The sequence below is a fragment of the Kutzneria chonburiensis genome, assembly GCF_028622115.1.
In the GTDB taxonomy this organism is placed as follows: Bacteria; Actinomycetota; Actinomycetes; order Mycobacteriales; family Pseudonocardiaceae; genus Kutzneria; species Kutzneria chonburiensis.
Map to the genome: position 1 here is coordinate 9147990 of NZ_CP097263.1, position 15806 is coordinate 9163795.

The window sequence follows — 15806 nt, forward strand, 5'->3', positions numbered from 1 at the left end:
TCGATGAGCCTGATGGTCCCGCCCGACCTGAACTGGGTGTTCTACGTCATTGCCGGCCAGGCGTGGCCGGAGGGTGACGAGGATGCCGTGCGCCTGTTGGCGTCCGAGTGGGACCAGGCCGCCGCGTTGCTCGAGGGCGCGTCCGGGGGCTATTCCCAGTTGGCCGGGAGGGTCGGCGACAACGTCGGCGGAACCGTCGGGAACAACTTCATCGACTTCGCCGGGCCCCTCGGCCGGTCCGGCGCCTCCTTCGCCACCAGCGCCCGCCAGATCGCCGCCGCGCTGCGCGACTACGCCTTGAACATCGAGCACGCCAAGTACAACATCCTCATCCAGATCTCCGTGGTCGCCGCCAACATCCTCTGGGCGGCCCTGGATCCGTTCACCGCCCCCTTGATCCCCGGCATCTGGGCCGCCGGCCGCGATGCCGTGATGGAGATCGAGGGCTCTTTGGCCGAGCGCTTGGCCACCCTCGCCACCGAGCTCGCCAAGGCCGCCGCCTTCGAGGCGTCCGAGGAGGTCGCCGAGGAGATGCTCGCCCAGATCATCCAGATCGGCCAGGGCAACCGCGACGGTCTCGACATCCCTCAGCTGCTTCAGAACGCCGCCCTCGGTGCCATCGGCGGCATCTTCGCCCACGGGGCCCTCGGCGCTCTCGGCCGGGCCGACCGCAAGTTCCACACCCAGTTCACCCCCACCGTCTACGCCTCCGCCGGCGTCCAGGGCGCCACCCAGTTGGTCGTCGGCATTACCGGCGCCGTCCTGTTCGGCGGCGACCTCGACGACCTGGGGTGGAGCGTCGTCAGCGGCGCCCTCACCGGCGCCGCCATCCACAGCGGTTTCCGCGCCGGCAACCACTTCCGCCCCAAGGACAACTCCAGCGGCGGTCCTCAGTCCGGTCCCCACGGTCCCAACACCGTCGGCGGCCTCGACACCAAGATCACCACCAACCCGATCACCGTCGGGTCGTCCGGCCACACGGGGACAGGGCACGACCAGACCGGCAACGGGAACCAGTCTGGCAACGGCCGGACCGGCGATGGACCGGCCGAGAACGAGGATCGGGAAGGCCCCGCCCCGCAGGGAGACCAGCCTGGCCACACCGCCAAGGACACTCCCGATCCCGCCCAGCACAGCGGACCGGCAACGGGCCGGTCCGACTCGACGACCGGCGGCCTGCCCGGATTCGACGACGGTGCACGATCCACGCACCCGGACCAGACCCAACCGCCGACCGGCTCGGGCCCGGCGCTGTTGAATCCGAACCATCCTGCATCCCGGTCGGGCCCGGCCGCGGTGGAGTCGAATCACCCGGCTGCGACTGACCTGAACCACCCCGCTTCGCAGTCAGGCCCCGTTGCGACGGAGCCAAACCGCTCAGCTGCTACTGACCCGAACGGCCCCGGGGCCAGGCCGGATGGGGCGACGACCGACCCGAACCACCCCGCCTCGCAGTCGGGCCCCGCAGTGGTGGAGCCGAACCATCCAGCGGCAACCGACACGCAGCATGCGGGTTCCCAGCCAGGTCCCGCCGATACCAACCGCCCCGCATCTCGGTCGGGTCCCGCCGATAGCAATCGCCCGGCATCTCAGACAGGCCCCGCTGATCCGACCCGGTCGGCCTCTCAAACGGGGCCGAGCGCCGCCAATCGCCCGGCCGCACAGCAGGGGCCCGCCGGTGGCCAATCATCATCCGCGGAGGTCACGGCCAAGAATCCGACCCCGGAGCCGAAGATCGGACACCTGCCAACCCCGGCGCCGAAGATCGGTTGGGCCGAGCAGTTCCCGGTGCTGGACCCGAACCTCGCCGGCGGGGCGGCTCACCATGAAACCGTGGTCGGGTCGAACAACCACGGCCTTGACCACCACCAGGCGCTGACCGCGCCGGACGGCACCTCGTTGTCGTCGGAGAGCTTCCGCTCGCCGCGCGACGGAAACGCTTACTACACCGAGGTCTTCCACCATTTGCGGGCCGTTGATCCCGACATCGACCTCGACACCTGCTTCCAGGTCGTCGTGCAGGCGTCGTTCTCGATCGCCGAGGGCGACGTCTACCTGTCCGGCCCCGGCGGCAAGATCACCCTGGGACACGCCAAGGAGCTGACCGGGGAGCCGTTCCGTCGCGCGACCGCCGACGACATCGTGACGCACATGGAGAACCAGCCGCGCGGGGCGATGGGGGTCGTGTTCCACGCCGGCGACGGCACAACGGGACATTTCACGTTGGCCTACAAGGATCAGCGCGGGGTGACCAACTTCGTCGACGTGAAGCACTCGTCGATGGACGCGCTGCACAGCGGCGACACGACCGGGTTCATGCCGCTGCCCTGGACGGGTGCGCGGCCGCTGGGGTCGTCGGACGTGGTGTTGCGGGCGGAGTCGACCGGCGGGGCCGGCGGCCACGGCGGCCTGACCTTCCGGGCCAACAAGGAGATCATCCAGAAGCCGACCAACGAGCCCGAGGTGCAGACGTACTCGGAGCTGCGCGGCGGGAATCCGGACGCCATCAGCGAGGTGGTGCCGCCGTCGTACGAGGTCGAGCAGGTCGAGCAGCGGGAACGCGACTACGGGCTGGTGCCGCCGCCGCGGGCGGACGGCCCGGAGGTGTTCATCGACAACATCACCGCGACCATGGACGACGTGAAGCTGCTCGACATCAAGATCGGGCGGCGCACCGCCAGCAAGGAAGAGCTGGTGCAGCACGGCATGTCCGAGGCCGACGCGCGCAAGAAGAAGTTCAAGCTGAAGATCAGCGACTTCGTCACCGGTTCGGACCGGCGCGGCTACCGCGTGGTGGACATGACCGGGCTCGCCGAGTCCCGCCTTCAGGCCGGCCGGCATTCCGAGACCCACATCCAGGACTTCATCCCGCAGGACTCGCCCGAGGTCTGGCACGCGCACCACGACAAGATCGTCCAGGAGTTGGACGGGGTACTGGCCGCGGCGGAGAAGTCCGACTACGCGTTCATCGCGGGCAGCGTGCTGATCGCCGTCGGCAAGGACCGCGTCACCGGCGAGCCGTCAACCAAGGTCTCCTTCATCGACCTGGCCCACCCGGTCAAGAAGGCCGACGGTCCGTCATTTGCCAAGTACCACAAGAACCTCGTCGACGGCATGAAGAACCTGATCGAGGAGTTCCAGCACCTGCGCCCGGCGGCGAACACTGTCCTCGGCGAGGGCGCGTTCGACTTCATCGGCGACCCCGAGCCCGCGGAACGGCTGCGCGGCGCGGTGGTCTCGTCGTTCCAGAAGTACGGGGCCACCAAGGAAGAAGTGGCCAACCACCTGGCCGACGGCGCACGGGTCGAGGCGGCCTACAACAAAATCACGTCGCCGACGGAACGGGCCAACACGGACCAGGCGGCGGATCTCGTTGTGCAGCACCTGGTCGACGGTCAACGTGGTTTGCGCGGCGGCGCGCCCGATACGACGGTCGATTCGTTGTTGCGGATGTACCGCGATCCCGGTTTGCGTAGCGGCGATGTAGGGGTGATGGCGTCCGGTCAGCGCGGCGACGGTTTCGGCGATGCACGATCGCTGACCGAGTTCGTCGACCCGAACGGTGGAATGGCGCGGCTGGGCGACCGGATGGGCCCGATGGCGCAGTTCGTCGAGGGCTGGGCTCGTCGGCTGCACACCGACTTCAACTCGGTCGAGGACAAGTTGTTGGTGAGCGTGGCCAATCCGAATGCCCGGACGGTCGCCGGCGTGCGGACGATCATCCACGACGCGATACAACGAGCATCGGCCGCTCATGCTGGGCCAGGTTCATCCACAGTAGACGAAGTGATGGACAACTTCGTGCGGTTCTCCCCTTATCGCGACTCGGGATCGCGTACCGCCGTGCTGCTGGACGTGATGAAACCGGGGTCGCTCGGGGAGATCGAACGGGCGCTGCGCACCGGCATGACCGGCGAATTCCGTGTCCACGACGGGCAGAAGTCCGAGCTGTTCGACGAAGACGCGCGCGCACTGGGCGAGATCGGGCGACTGCTGGGAAACTGGCTTGCCCTGGCGCCGGCGAACGCACTGCCGCCGGACGTGCGGATCTCCGCGGAAGTCGGGTTGCGGCTGAATCGCGGCAGCGGAGGCGTTCCGCACGCCGTCCTCGAGCGGCAGGGCAAGGGCGAGATCCTGCGGCTGCTACGGGACAGCGTCAGCATCGACCGGGACGACTTCGATCGGCTGCCGATCACGTGGTCCCTTGACCACAAGTCCGACAACAACGTGCGGGCTCGGGTGTTCGCCGATGCCGATCGCACCGTTGACCGCATTCGGGATGCGCATGACCTGACGCTGAACTACACGCCGAACAGCCGATCCCGGTTCCCGGCCGCGACCGAGCGGGACCTGAAGTTGGCGCTGGGCGGGTTCGTCGCGCGTTTCCTCGAGGGGCAGGGCGCCGCGGACATCAGGCTGCACCTCGGCGTCGCCACGAAGAGCCCGTACACCCAGGACCGCATCGACGACCTCACTTCCTTGGTACGCAACGAGGTGGCCAAGGCCTGGGACGCACTGCGGGAGTCATACGGGCCGCCGGCGTTCAGCGCGCTGCCGACCAGGGCCCAGGAGGACCTGATCGGCCGGGTGCAGATCGAGCCGGACCCGAATCTGCCCCGCGGCGTACGGTTGACCTGGTCCCCGCCCGCCGAGGTGGAGACCTCGGAGCCGCACCACGAAGTGCCTGGGGAATCGGCGATCGAGCGGTTCCCCGATGACCCGGCGGCAATGGACGCGGCGGCCGAGTTGCTCGGGCAGGGCGACCATTCCAGGGCGCAGTCACTGTTGCGGGACGTGCGGGGCAGCAGTCCGATGGACCTGGACAGTCCCGGCGGCCACCAGGGCTTCGACGACGACCTGTATTCCGCCACGCCCCGGTCGGAGTCGCCGGAACCCGATTCCGTAGTCCGGCGATTCCTCGACGATCCGGACGCGATGCGCGCGGCGCAGGACCTGCTCGGTCGGGGCGACGACGAGCTGGCCGCGTTGGCGCAGTCGTTCCGGCCGCTGCCGGCCCCGGTCGATCCACTCAACCGGTTCATCTCCGCCGAGGTGATGGCGAACGGCACGGAGTTCGTGCCCGGCACGGACGGCGTGCACACGTTCCCGGAGTACCTCGACGGACTTGGTGTGCTGCCGCCGAACGCGTTGCGGCCCGGGCTCTTTGTCGGGCCGGCGGCGCTGGGGGAGTTGGGCCGGCGGGAGCTGTCGATGTCGTGGGCCCGTCGGATGATGCTGCGCCGGAACGACGACGGTAGCTACCGTTACACGGCCGACCAGGTCAAGGACGCTTCCGGGCGACTTGAGATCAAGCGGGACACGCTGGGCCGCTGGCGCCGCGCGGCCGAGGCCGAGCTGAGGGCCGGCCCGCCCCCGGCGGCGGCCCGGCCGTCGCGGGAGCAGTGGGACGAGCTGATCGGTTTCCGTCCGGACGACGGCGGGACGCTGGCCGAGCGGGTACGCGATCTCGGCTTCTCGGACGCGATCGACCGGAAAGCGAGCTGGGTCAAGGACCTGACCTGGGAATGGATCATGCGGTACGACCGCGAACGCATCCAGGGCGGCCGGTATCCCCTCGGCGACCTCGCGATGGGCGAGGCGATCGGTCGTGTCTCCGGCGAGAACGCCGCCGCGTTCAGCCGTAACAACGTGCACGACTTGCGGCACGTGGCCACTGCGTGGACCGCGGCGCCGGAGCCGTCGGCCGATCTGCGCGAGCGGTTCGTGACGGCGGATCCCCGTGGTGAGCCGTCCTCCTGGACGGCACTGAAGCTGGTCGACGAGCTGAAGGCGGAACTGGTCCGCCGCGGCGAGTTCCACGGTCCCGTGTTCGTGGTCGACGGGGACCCCCAGATCATCGCCAAGTACCGGCCCAAGTGGGAATGGGAATGGATCGAGGCGTTGGCCCGCAATCTCAGGGCCAGGTATCCCGAGCGGGGCCGCGACACCATCGCCATCATGCTCGGCGGCCTGGCCAGCACCAAGACCGTCTGGGAGTGGGTCGGCGGGATCGTGCGGCGACCGGCCGACGACTCGGCCCCGATCGATGCCGGCTACGGCTACCCGGAAATCGACCTCAACGAGATCGACTTCGACGATCTCGGCGATCCGGGCGTGCGGTTCGACGGCCCGGCGGGGACTGTGGAAGACCCGATGCCATTGAGTGACCTGGTGTCGCACAACGACTCTGGCGTCCGGTCGTTCCCTGGCGGTGCGTACTTCGTCGGCACCGACGCGGAGACCGAGATCGTGACCGACGCGTTCCACAATGGACTCGGCGATCCGGACGCGTTTACGGTGGCGGTGCACCACAACAGCGAGGGGTTCCTGGTCCGCGGGCAGCGGGTCGACACGGCAGGACTGGGCCGCGCGCTCTCGGCCCTGGAGCAGGAATGGTCGCAGCGGCCGAGGGTGGTGCTGCTCAGCTGCGACGTCGCGGTCGGTGATCGGCTGGACGAGCTGGCGGCGGTGCTGCACGGGGCGGGCTACGAAGGTGAGGTCATCGGCCCGGACGGGCCCGTGGAGGTCTTCTCGAACGGCCGGATCCGCTTGCCGGAAGGCGGTTCGTTCATCGCCATCGGGCCTGACGGCGGCCGCCGCGCAGTCGATCTGCCCGGCCTGCGCCGCCCGACGAGTGGGCCGCCGGTGCGCTCGGTGGTGATGAGTCCCGACGGTGATCGGGCGGCGAAACGGTTGCGCACCAACGATGGCCATGACGCGACGCCGCCCCACGGTGATGGCCCGCAACCGTTCTACGTCTTCGCCAAGCCAGAGGACGACGCTGCCGGGCTGGCGACGCGAGTGTCCGGTGATGCGGCCTATCGCCAGGCCCTGTCGCAGGACCCGAATACGCCGGTCGCGGTGGTCGGCCTGGGCGAATCCAGCCGCGAGTTCGCCGAGGCGTTGCGGGGCAACGGTTCCTACCGCGAGGTGCTGGCCGTGAACGCGCAGGGCCAGTTCGAGCGGGTTTCCCGACTCCGCCCGGGTGACGCCCGTACGGTCGAGCTGGTCGACGCGGCCGGCAAGACCTACGGTGTCGGTTTCCCCGGTTCAGAAGGCACCGAGCAGGCGTGGGAGTCCAACGCGAGCTGGGCGACAGTGCACTCTCGCCGGCTGATCGCGGAGCGCGACGACGACGGTTCGGTCAGCTCCGAGGCGGAGGAGGACAAGGGCGTCGAGACGGTCGCGGGCTGGGCCGGCACGACCGAGGACGGCCGCGCCGAGTCGCTGCACGTGATGCTGGAATCGGCCGGCGGCAGCCATGTCGTCATGCTCGACGACAGCGAACGGCAGCTCCCGGTCAGCAACGAGGAGATGGCCGGTCTGCTCCTGGCCACCGACGTTTTCACGACGGCGCAACAAGGACCGGTACGGCCGGGCGTCGTCATCGCCACGGACGAGCCCAGCGCGGGCCATGACCCGAACCCTGGCCTGCTCAACGCGATGCGCCGACTGGCCGGCCCACAACACGGCTTCTCCTACACGGGAACGGTATCGCAGGGATCGCACGGCGAACTGGAAGTCCGGCCGGGGGAGCACTTCACGCAGTATCCGTTGTCCCTCAACGATGTCAGGCACGTCTCGCACGGATCGACGTTCGGCTTCCCGGCCAGGCCGGCCGACCTCGCGCGGCTCCAGCAGCTCGCCGGCGCGGTCGACGCCGGCCGGGTCCGTGATGACGCCTGGGGTGACCGAAAACCGATCTTCGTCTCGGTCGACGGCGACACCGGCCACGCCAACCTGCGCCTGACCTCCGGTCAGCTGTCCGAACAGGACGGTGGCCAGGTCGCCCGGCTGCTGCTGAAGAACCCCGGCTTCAAGGAACAATTAGACCAGGACCCCGGTCGCCCGATCGTGCTACTGGCGAAGAACGGCGCGGCGCGCAACAACTTTGGTGGATTCGGCTTCGACTTCGCCGGCGCACTGCGCGAGGAAGGCTACTTCCGGGACATCTACGCGCCGCCGGCCGAGATCGGTCGAGGCTTCGAGTCGGTGTCCGGCTGGCGGTCTGGTGATCTCAAGACGACCGTGCTGCTCAGCAACGACGGCACGACCGCGGTCCAGGTCGTGCGCTCGCCGGGGGACGACAACTTCGTCGCGTACCTGCGGGGCTGGGTCAACCACGCCAAGCTGGAAGGCTTTCACGACGAGCCACCGGTGCTCGTCGTCGGTCGGTCCACTGTGGATGGATTTGCGGCCATTCGCCGAGACGGCAACATGGCCACGCTGACCAACGAAGAACTGGCCCACGTCCTGCGAGACGACCGGCAGCTACGCACGCTCATGGGTACGTCCCCCGAACGCCCGCTGATGCTGATCGGCGTCGGCACGCCGATCGACGGCATCGACGGCTTCGCCCAGGCAATGGCCCCGGGCGGCTACTCCCGCACGATGCACATGCCGATCGGCAACGTTGCCTTCGACCAGTCCGGAGCCCTCGTCCTCGCCGGTGGGCTGCGCACGGCCGAGCCGATCATGCCAACCCCCAACGACTTCGCCGGCTATCCGCACGTCAGCCAGGATGGCGTCGTACACGGGCAGTTCTTCCCCAGCCGAGCCTTCGACATCCTGTCCGACGCGCTGAACGGCATGCGTTACGTCGGCGACGCCCAGCAGACCTACCACCGTGAGGTCCCCGGCGACACCGTCGAGGAGAATTCCCCGTGGGCCGGCCAGGATCCGTGGCTGGTCGACGGACACGGCGTCGGCCTGCACGGCCTCAACTTCGCCCTCATCACCGGTCGGCCGCACGTCCGTGGTGACGTGCTGACGTTGACCGGGCCGCAGGCCGCGCGGGCCATCTACGGCAGCGAGATCTTCCGTGCTGCCGGCGGTGGCGACCTGGTCGTGCTCGGCCACTGCGAGAGCAACCGGTCCGCGCCCGGCCAGTTCTCCGTCGCGTACTACATCAAACGGGCCTGGGAGAACGACTTCCGCCCGGTCACCATCTGGGGTGCCGACCGCGAGGTCCTGCTCAGCTCGGAAGGCGAGCGGACGGTGCTGGACGGCGGCTGGTTCGCCGAGGTATGAACAGAGGGAAACCCATGGATACTCAGGACTTCTTCCTACTGATGGACCCGTCCTGGAACCCCGACCGTGGCACACCGCCGGCCGAGGCGGTCGTCGGGCTGTGGCCGGTGGAGGACGGCACGGTCGGCAAGTTCCGGTCCAATCCACAGTACGTTGCCACGGACGGGAATTCGCCGTCGGATCCGCTGGACGCGGTGCTACGCCTTGCCTTGCGCGGCCGGGCCGAGGCCCGTCACATCCAACTGATGCTCCGCGACTCCCTGTTCGACCTGGCCATGAACGGCGACGGCCGCCCGCTGGTCACGACGTCCCCGGACGACGTGCCGTGCGTGGTGGTGGCCAGCGGCGAGCCGCACGGACAGCGGGTCAGTGCGCCGCGCTGGCGGCGCGTCGATCTGGGCGACCTGGTGGTACTGCTGGCCGACGGCGTGGACGTGCTGTTCAATCCGGGCGGCCCGGCCTCGGTCCGGCTCACCGGCGATTTCCTGCGCGAGACCATGATGCTCGGCGACGATCTTGTTGCTGAGGGGTTTCCCGACAACTCGGCGGCCCGGGCTCGGCGACGGCCCGCTGCCGACAACTTCTCCCTAATGTCGTTGGCACACCGGGAAAAGGACTGAGGAGATCACATGCTTTCATTGGTGGCCAAGGCCGCGGCCGCGCTGGCCCTGCCCGTTGTCGCGCTGACGATGGCCCCCGCGGTGGCCGACGCCGCGCCGGCCGGCGGTGGCGCGGCGCTGTGCGTCGACGGCGGCGCCGACTACTCCGCGGTGTTGCAGTGGCCCAACCGTGGCGGCCTGGAGACCACCGTCGTCCAGCCGGGGCAGTGCAGCAGCTGGGGCCCGGACGAGCGTGGCGAGCTCATCGTGGTGCTGGCCAACTACCGCGGCGCGACCATCAACCTCGGCCACTGGTTCGGCGGCGGCTTCTACGAGACCGCCCATGCACACGGCACCTTCGTCGGTGGCACGGCGAACTTCACCGTGAACTTCTGAGCAGCCTTCTGCGGACTCCGCCAGGTTCGCAGTCATGTCGGCGGCGCGTCCGTACCCCCAGTTGGACGCGCCGCCGACCTATACGACGCCGGCGCGCAGCGCATAGGCGACGGCGTGGGCCCGCGTGGTGAGGTGGTAGCGGGTCATCATGCCGTGCAGCACGTACTTCACGGTCCGCTCCGAGTACGACAGCGTGGCGGCGATCTCGTCGGTGCCCATGCCGTCGGCCAGCAGCCGCAGCACGTCGCGCTCACGGGCGCCGAGCCCGGTCATGGTCAGCCCGTTGGGCTCGAGCACGTCACGGCGCATGCGGGCAAGCTCGGTGAGCAACTCGCCCTGCATGGCCGGCGGCAGGAACGCCACGCCGCTGTGCACGGCGAGGACGGCGTGCACCAGCCGCGCCGGCTGAAGGCCCTCGCGCGGCAGTACCGCCGCCACCCCGCACTCCACGGCGATCAGCGGGCTCACCGCGCGGTAGTCGTCGGTGACGAGCACACAGCGCGGCGCCGGCGACAGCTCGCGGATCGCGCGGACCCACGAGTACGTGGCGTCCTCGCCGGTCTCCTCGACGATGACGACGACCTCCGCCTCGGCCGCGTCGGCGACCACGCGCAGGCGGTGCTCGCCGTCGAGCAGGCCGGCGGTGCCGTATGCACTCAGTGGATCGGCGGCGTGCACGGCGACAGTGACAGCGGGTGCGGGGCGCGACGGAATCATGGGATCCAGTGTGCGAGCCGGCACTTCACAGTCGCTCAACCGAGCGTCAGATGACGCCGGTCCGCATGGCGAACGCCACCGCGTGCTGCCGGTTGCGCAGCCCCAGGCGGCTGTTGACGCCGTGGATGATGTTCTTCACGGTCCGCTGCGAGTAGCACAGCTTCTCCGCGATCTCGGCCGTGTCCAGGCCGTCGGCCATCAGCCGCAGCACGTCCACCTCACGCGGCGCCAGGTCGCCGATGCGCAGGCCGCGCGCCTCCAACACCTCGTGCCGCAGGTGCTCGGCGCGGGCCACCAACTCGGCGAGCAGATCGTCCGGCGCGGCGCCCTGGCGTGCGGTCACCGACGCGATGGCGTCTAGCAGCCGGTGATCGGTCGCCGCGACCCGCGGCAGCACCGCCGATATCCGGGATTCGACCAGGTTGACCAGGTCGGACTCGCCGATCCGGTTGGTCACGAGTATCGCCGGGCGGGCCGCCCGCCGTCGCGGCGCCAGGCTCTGCGGGTCGAGCCGGGCCGGCGCCAGCACGACGACATCGGCCTCGGCCGGCGCGACCAGCCGCACCTGCGGCCGGGACGCCAGGTAGCGGGTGATCCCGGTGTGGCTGATCGGGTCGGAAGCCTGCACGGCCACGCGGAAACGCTGCATCGATGCCCCCAGTTCTCGGCTTGTGGGGACCAGTCTCGCGAGCGCCACTTCACGACCTCTCACCGTGGATATTCGCCGGCGTGCACGGCCGCCGCCAGCTCGACCCGTGACTTGTAGCCGGACCGTGTGAACAGGCGGCTCAGCCGGCTCTCCACGCTCTTCTCCGTGGCCTGGAGCACGGTCGCCAGCTGCCGGTTGGTCAGGCCGTCGGCTGCTAGCACCGCTAGCAGCCGCTCGTTCTCGGCCAGCGTCTGCTGCCGTCCTGGCACCGCGACGCCGTGCTCACGCATCAGGTGGCGCAGCCGAGCCCGGCTCAGCAGCGCGTCGAGTTCCTCGAGCGCCTCGTACGCGTGCAACAGCGCCCGGGGATCGACCAGTCCGCGCGCGGCCAGCCGGCCAACGACGTCCGCGAGCTCCAGCGGCTGCCCGCGATCCGTAGCCAGCCCGGCCGCCGCGGCGGCGATCTCCAGGTCACGTTCGACGATGGCCCGGGCGACCAGGCTGCGGAGCAGGGCGCCAGGGGAGTCGGCCGCACGGGCGATGCGCTCGGCTTCACGGCAGCAGCGCATGGCCCCGTCGATGTCGCCGCGTCGGTACGCGAGCTCGGCGAGCTGCGCCCAGAGCCGGTCCGTTTCCAGGACCGCGTCACTGGCTCGCTTGAGCCCCTCCCTGAGCCGCGCACGGGCCTGTTCGTGATCGCCGAAGGCCAGGTCGATGCGCGCCTCCGCCGAATCCAGCAGGTGGGGCAGGGCGGTGTCGGGCGCGCGCAGCAGGTCGCGGCTCAACGTGAGGCGGCCACGGGCGAGGGCCAGGACGGCGGTCTGATGCCGGACCAGCGTGTGCGCGATGTCGGTGGACGCGTCGCCGAGGCGGCGGGCGAGATCCTCGCCGGTACTGACGTCTCCGCGCACCAGGGCGACCGCCGCGCGATGCGCCGGGGCCAGCCGCTCTCCCCGTGCGTCGGCGAGGACCTTGTCCACGACGTCGGCGTCGCCGCCCAACAGCGCGGGGAGCAGACGCAGGTGCAGGCGGTCCCACTGGCCCAGGGCGGACTCCGGTACGACGTCCAGGTCGTCCTCGAACCGGTTGCGGCGGCCTTGCATCAGGTGTTCACGGGCTTGCAGAAGCCGACTCAGATAACCAGCGGCCGGTCGCGCGTGGCCGGCGAGCACGGTGATGTGGGTCAACGTGTCGAGGTCCTCGGTGGGCAGGCCGTCGCGCACCACGCGTTCGGCGGTGCGCAGGCTCTCCTCGTATTTGCGCTGTTGGTAGCACTCACGCGCGTACTGGACGAGGATGCGTTGCCGCCGCCGGTCGTCAGCCGTGATGTCGGCGGCGGCCAGCAGCCACCGCTCGGTACCAACGGCCTCAGCGCACTTGAGGAGCTCGGTGCACGCCCGCTCGCGGTCGACGAGCCGGCCCGCTTCGGCCAAGCGGTCCGCGTAGTAGGCCGTGTCGACAACGGCCCCGTCCCACACTGCCAGCACGGCCGCGCGGGCCAGCTGCCGTCGTTCGAACGGCCCCAGCTGCGCGGTGATCGTCGCCGCCACCATCTCCGCTCGGAACCGCCCGTCACGGCGCAGCACTCCCGTGCTGCGCAGGCGATCTAGCACCGCTAGGACCGCGTCCTGCGACGTCCCCAGGGCTCCGGCGACCGTCGCCGGCAGGGTGTCGCCGAGCGGGTGCAGCACCGCGATCGCCTTCACTACCGGCCAGTCGTCCCGCCGAAGCGTGGCCAGCAGCGGATGGTCCGCCGGCAGCGTGGCACTGACCGGCCCGGCTAGATGCGCACGGCCGGCCGCGAACGACACAGCGTCGCCGCGCGCCACCGCGTTGAGGGCCTCCAACAGCAGCGCGGCCAGCCCGCCCGACAACTGCCGCAGCCGCGCTACCAACTCAGCCGACGGCCGTGCCTGCAATGCCACCCGCGCCGCCGTCACGGTGTCGGCCGCGCCCAGCGGTCTCAGCACCAGCACTCGCGCCAGCCCGTCGCGCCACAGCCTTTGCACCGTCGACCGCGCTGCGGTCGCCGGCAGCTCCGCCACGCACACACAGGTCACGCCGCTGTCCGGCAGCTGCGCCATCGCGGCGAGCACCGCTACCGAGTCGTCGTCCAGCAGGTGCGCGTCTTCAATCAGCAGCGTGTGCACGTCCACGCGCCGCAGCGCCGCAACAATCGCCGCCGCAGCGTGCTCTGCGGCGATGGGCGAGGCCGCTGCCAGCAGCCCCGCGTTCGTCCACCTCAGCGGGTCCGCCGGCGTGGCCCCGCGTTGCGTAAGCGGCGACAGCAGCGCCCGCAGCGATGCCCCGAGCGGATGCGGCGAGCACTGCACCGTCAGCGTCCTGTCCAGCGCCGGCCGCAGCTGCTCCAGCAGCACCTCGTGCCCCGCGCCCGCCGCACCGACCACCGCGACCAGCGGCGCGCCGCTCGCGACCAGCCGTGCGATCTCCTTCGCGCTCATGCGCTGATCGCCTCGACGCTGCGGCATTTGACCATTGCGGTGGCGACATCGACGCGGGTGCGGGCGCCGGTTTTGGTAAAGACGCGGGACAGGTGGTACTCGACGGTCTTCTCGCTCATCTGGAGGGCGACGGCGATCTGGCGGTTGGTGCGGCCGTGTCGGATGAGGGTGGCGATGCGTAGCTCGGTGGCGGACAAAGCGGTGGCGGTCTGGGCAGCGCGGCGAGGTGTGGAGACGCCGCGTAGGCGCATGAGGTCGCGAGCGCGGGCGCGAAGGGGGCGGGCGCCGAGGCGGGTGGCGATCTCGTGGGCCTCGTGCAGCCAAGGACGGGGCTCGGGCGCGAGACCGCCGGCCAGCAGGCACACGGTGAGGAGTTCGGGGAGGTGGCCGCGGAGGCGGGCGAGGTCGGCGTACTCGTGAAGGCCGTCGAGGTCGTGCTGGATGGCTGACCGCGCGAACAGTTCGAGTGACGGGTCGGTGATCTCGTTCAGGACCATGGCAGCGCGGTCGTGGTCGCCGTCGAGGACGGCGATGACGATTAGTCGCATGAGTAGGCGCTTGCGGCCGGGAAGCGTGCCCTGGGCTTGACAGTGGGCCCGCCAACCGAGGTCGAACGCGGCGCGATGCTCACCGAGGCGCATTCGAAGGCCGCTCTCCACCCACGCCCGGAGCACGGCCAGGCGCTCGTCCGTGGGCCCGGCTTTGAGCCACGCCATGGCCTGGCGTTCGTCGCCCTGTTCCGTGCACACCTCGGCGGCGAGCAGGCGGGCCATCCGCAGCAGCTCGGTGGACGGACCCAGCTCCAGTCGTCGGGCCGCGGCCAGCACGGCGGTCCAGTCGCCGGTTCGGAAGTCGTGCACCAAACCGGTATGCCGAGCCGGCACCCGCACCGGCTCGGCGGTTGGCTCGGGTGAGCCATTTTCGAAAATCACCCGCGAGGCCAGCGCGGGAACCGGGCACGTGACCCGTCCATCGGCATCGCACGCGAGCACGTTCCGGCGCACGAGTTCGTCGACAGTGCTGCCGTACTCGGCCAGCGAACCGTCGACCAGCAGCGGCAGGTCGTCGAGGTTGAACGGGGCCATGGCCAGCAGGTGGCGAGCGACCGCGTCGAAGTCACACAGCTGAGCCGGTACGAGGACGGGCTTGTCGTCTGTGATGCACGTGCGGCCGTGTACGACGGCGAGCCGGCCGTCACGGCGTAGCTCATCCACGGTGGACAACAGCGTCGCCGGATGACGGCTCAGCGGACCGAGGGCCGTGAACAGGCGGCGCAGCGTGGACTCGTCGAACGCGGCGCCGGTCGCGCGAGCGAGCAGCGGCCCGACGAACTCCGCTGGCAGGGGACCCACATCGAGCACGTGATCGGCCATGCGGCCGAGCCCGGCATCGTCCGTACAGGTCGCGACGATCAGCGATCGCGGCGGGCAGAGCGCGGCCAACGCCTGGGCTGGCAGCGCATCGACATCGTCGGCCAGCAGCACGAATTCCCGCTGCCGGGAAAGGCGGGCGAACAGCCGGGCCAATTCGGTGAGCAGGGCCGCCCGTCCCTCCGGCGACCGGTAGGTCAGCGGCCGGGTCAATCCGCGCACCGCCTCCACGGACGCGGCGAGGCGTCGCTCAGCGAATTCCTCAAAGTGCCGGTGCGTCATGGCCAGTACCGCCGTCGCGCCGAACTCGTCCCACGGCGGCACGGCGTCCCGAAAAGCCGCCGACAGCACCAGCGCATCGGATGTGCGTCTGGAGAACGCCGTGAGCAGCGCTGATTTGCCGATGCCGCGGGCGCCGCGAATGACGACAAGCACATGACGCCGCGGGCCGACGCCGGCGAATGCCGAATCGAGCGCGGACAACTCGGCGTCCCGGCCGCAGATCGTCGACATGCGCACACCACACTTCCCCACAAGAGTTCCCGGATTGCTGATCCATCGTGCGGCGAGCGAGCTGATGACA

At 70.1% G+C, this 15806-nt stretch carries 7 protein-coding genes; 3 read left to right on the forward strand and 4 right to left on the reverse strand.

Translation table 11 applies throughout. The features are described 5' to 3' along the window. Positions 1 to 3 precede the first annotated feature (3 nt). From M3Q35_RS42575 to M3Q35_RS42585, 3 genes are read left to right on the forward strand one after another with little or no spacing between them, the layout of a single operon-like run. The gene (locus tag M3Q35_RS42575) at positions 4 to 9030 is read left to right on the forward strand and encodes an inositol polyphosphate kinase family protein (protein ID WP_273938261.1); all 9027 of its coding nucleotides are present in this window, start codon (positions 4 to 6) and stop codon (positions 9028 to 9030) included. Between the two features lie 14 nt (positions 9031 to 9044). Continuing rightward, positions 9045 to 9650, forward strand: coding sequence for a type VII secretion system-associated protein (locus M3Q35_RS42580; RefSeq protein WP_273938262.1), 606 nt, complete (start codon positions 9045 to 9047; stop codon positions 9648 to 9650). Between the two features lie 9 nt (positions 9651 to 9659). Further along, entirely contained in the window at positions 9660 to 10025 is a 366-nt protein-coding gene (locus M3Q35_RS42585; RefSeq protein WP_273938263.1) for a hypothetical protein, read from the forward strand. 78 nt (positions 10026 to 10103) lie between these two features. Here M3Q35_RS42585 and M3Q35_RS42590 read toward each other — a convergent pair whose 3' ends face one another. From M3Q35_RS42590 to M3Q35_RS42605, 4 genes are read right to left on the reverse strand one after another with little or no spacing between them, the layout of a single operon-like run. Beyond that, a complete protein-coding gene (locus M3Q35_RS42590; protein WP_273938264.1) occupies positions 10104 to 10742 on the reverse strand; it encodes a response regulator transcription factor in 639 nt (212 codons plus the stop codon). Between the two features lie 46 nt (positions 10743 to 10788). Then, positions 10789 to 11391, reverse strand: a complete 603-nt coding sequence (locus M3Q35_RS42595) for a helix-turn-helix transcriptional regulator (RefSeq protein WP_273938265.1) — start codon at positions 11389 to 11391, stop codon at positions 10789 to 10791. A 59-nt stretch (positions 11392 to 11450) separates the two neighbouring features. Continuing rightward, positions 11451 to 13853, reverse strand: coding sequence for a helix-turn-helix domain-containing protein (locus M3Q35_RS42600; RefSeq protein WP_273938266.1), 2403 nt, complete (start codon positions 13851 to 13853; stop codon positions 11451 to 11453). Beyond that, positions 13850 to 15736 carry a helix-turn-helix transcriptional regulator gene (locus M3Q35_RS42605; RefSeq protein ID WP_273938267.1) on the reverse strand — a complete coding sequence of 629 codons (1887 nt, stop codon included), beginning with the start codon at positions 15734 to 15736 and terminating at the stop codon, positions 13850 to 13852. Before M3Q35_RS42605 ends, M3Q35_RS42600 begins: the two co-directional genes overlap by 4 nt. Between the last annotated feature and the right edge of the window lie 70 nt (positions 15737 to 15806).

Excerpts from the sequence above, each read along its gene's own strand:
- M3Q35_RS42590 (WP_273938264.1), bottom strand. The coding sequence starts at position 10,742 with ATGATTCCGTCGCGCCCCGCACCCGCTGTCACTGTCGCCGTGCACGCC.
- M3Q35_RS42585 (WP_273938263.1), top strand. The coding sequence starts at position 9,660 with ATGCTTTCATTGGTGGCCAAGGCCGCGGCCGCGCTGGCCCTGCCCGTT.
- M3Q35_RS42575 (WP_273938261.1), top strand. The coding sequence starts at position 4 with ATGAGCCTGATGGTCCCGCCCGACCTGAACTGGGTGTTCTACGTCATT.
- M3Q35_RS42600 (WP_273938266.1), bottom strand. The coding sequence starts at position 13,853 with ATGAGCGCGAAGGAGATCGCACGGCTGGTCGCGAGCGGCGCGCCGCTG.
- M3Q35_RS42580 (WP_273938262.1), top strand. The coding sequence starts at position 9,045 with ATGGATACTCAGGACTTCTTCCTACTGATGGACCCGTCCTGGAACCCC.
- M3Q35_RS42595 (WP_273938265.1), bottom strand. The coding sequence starts at position 11,391 with ATGCAGCGTTTCCGCGTGGCCGTGCAGGCTTCCGACCCGATCAGCCAC.
- M3Q35_RS42605 (WP_273938267.1), bottom strand. The coding sequence starts at position 15,736 with ATGTCGACGATCTGCGGCCGGGACGCCGAGTTGTCCGCGCTCGATTCG.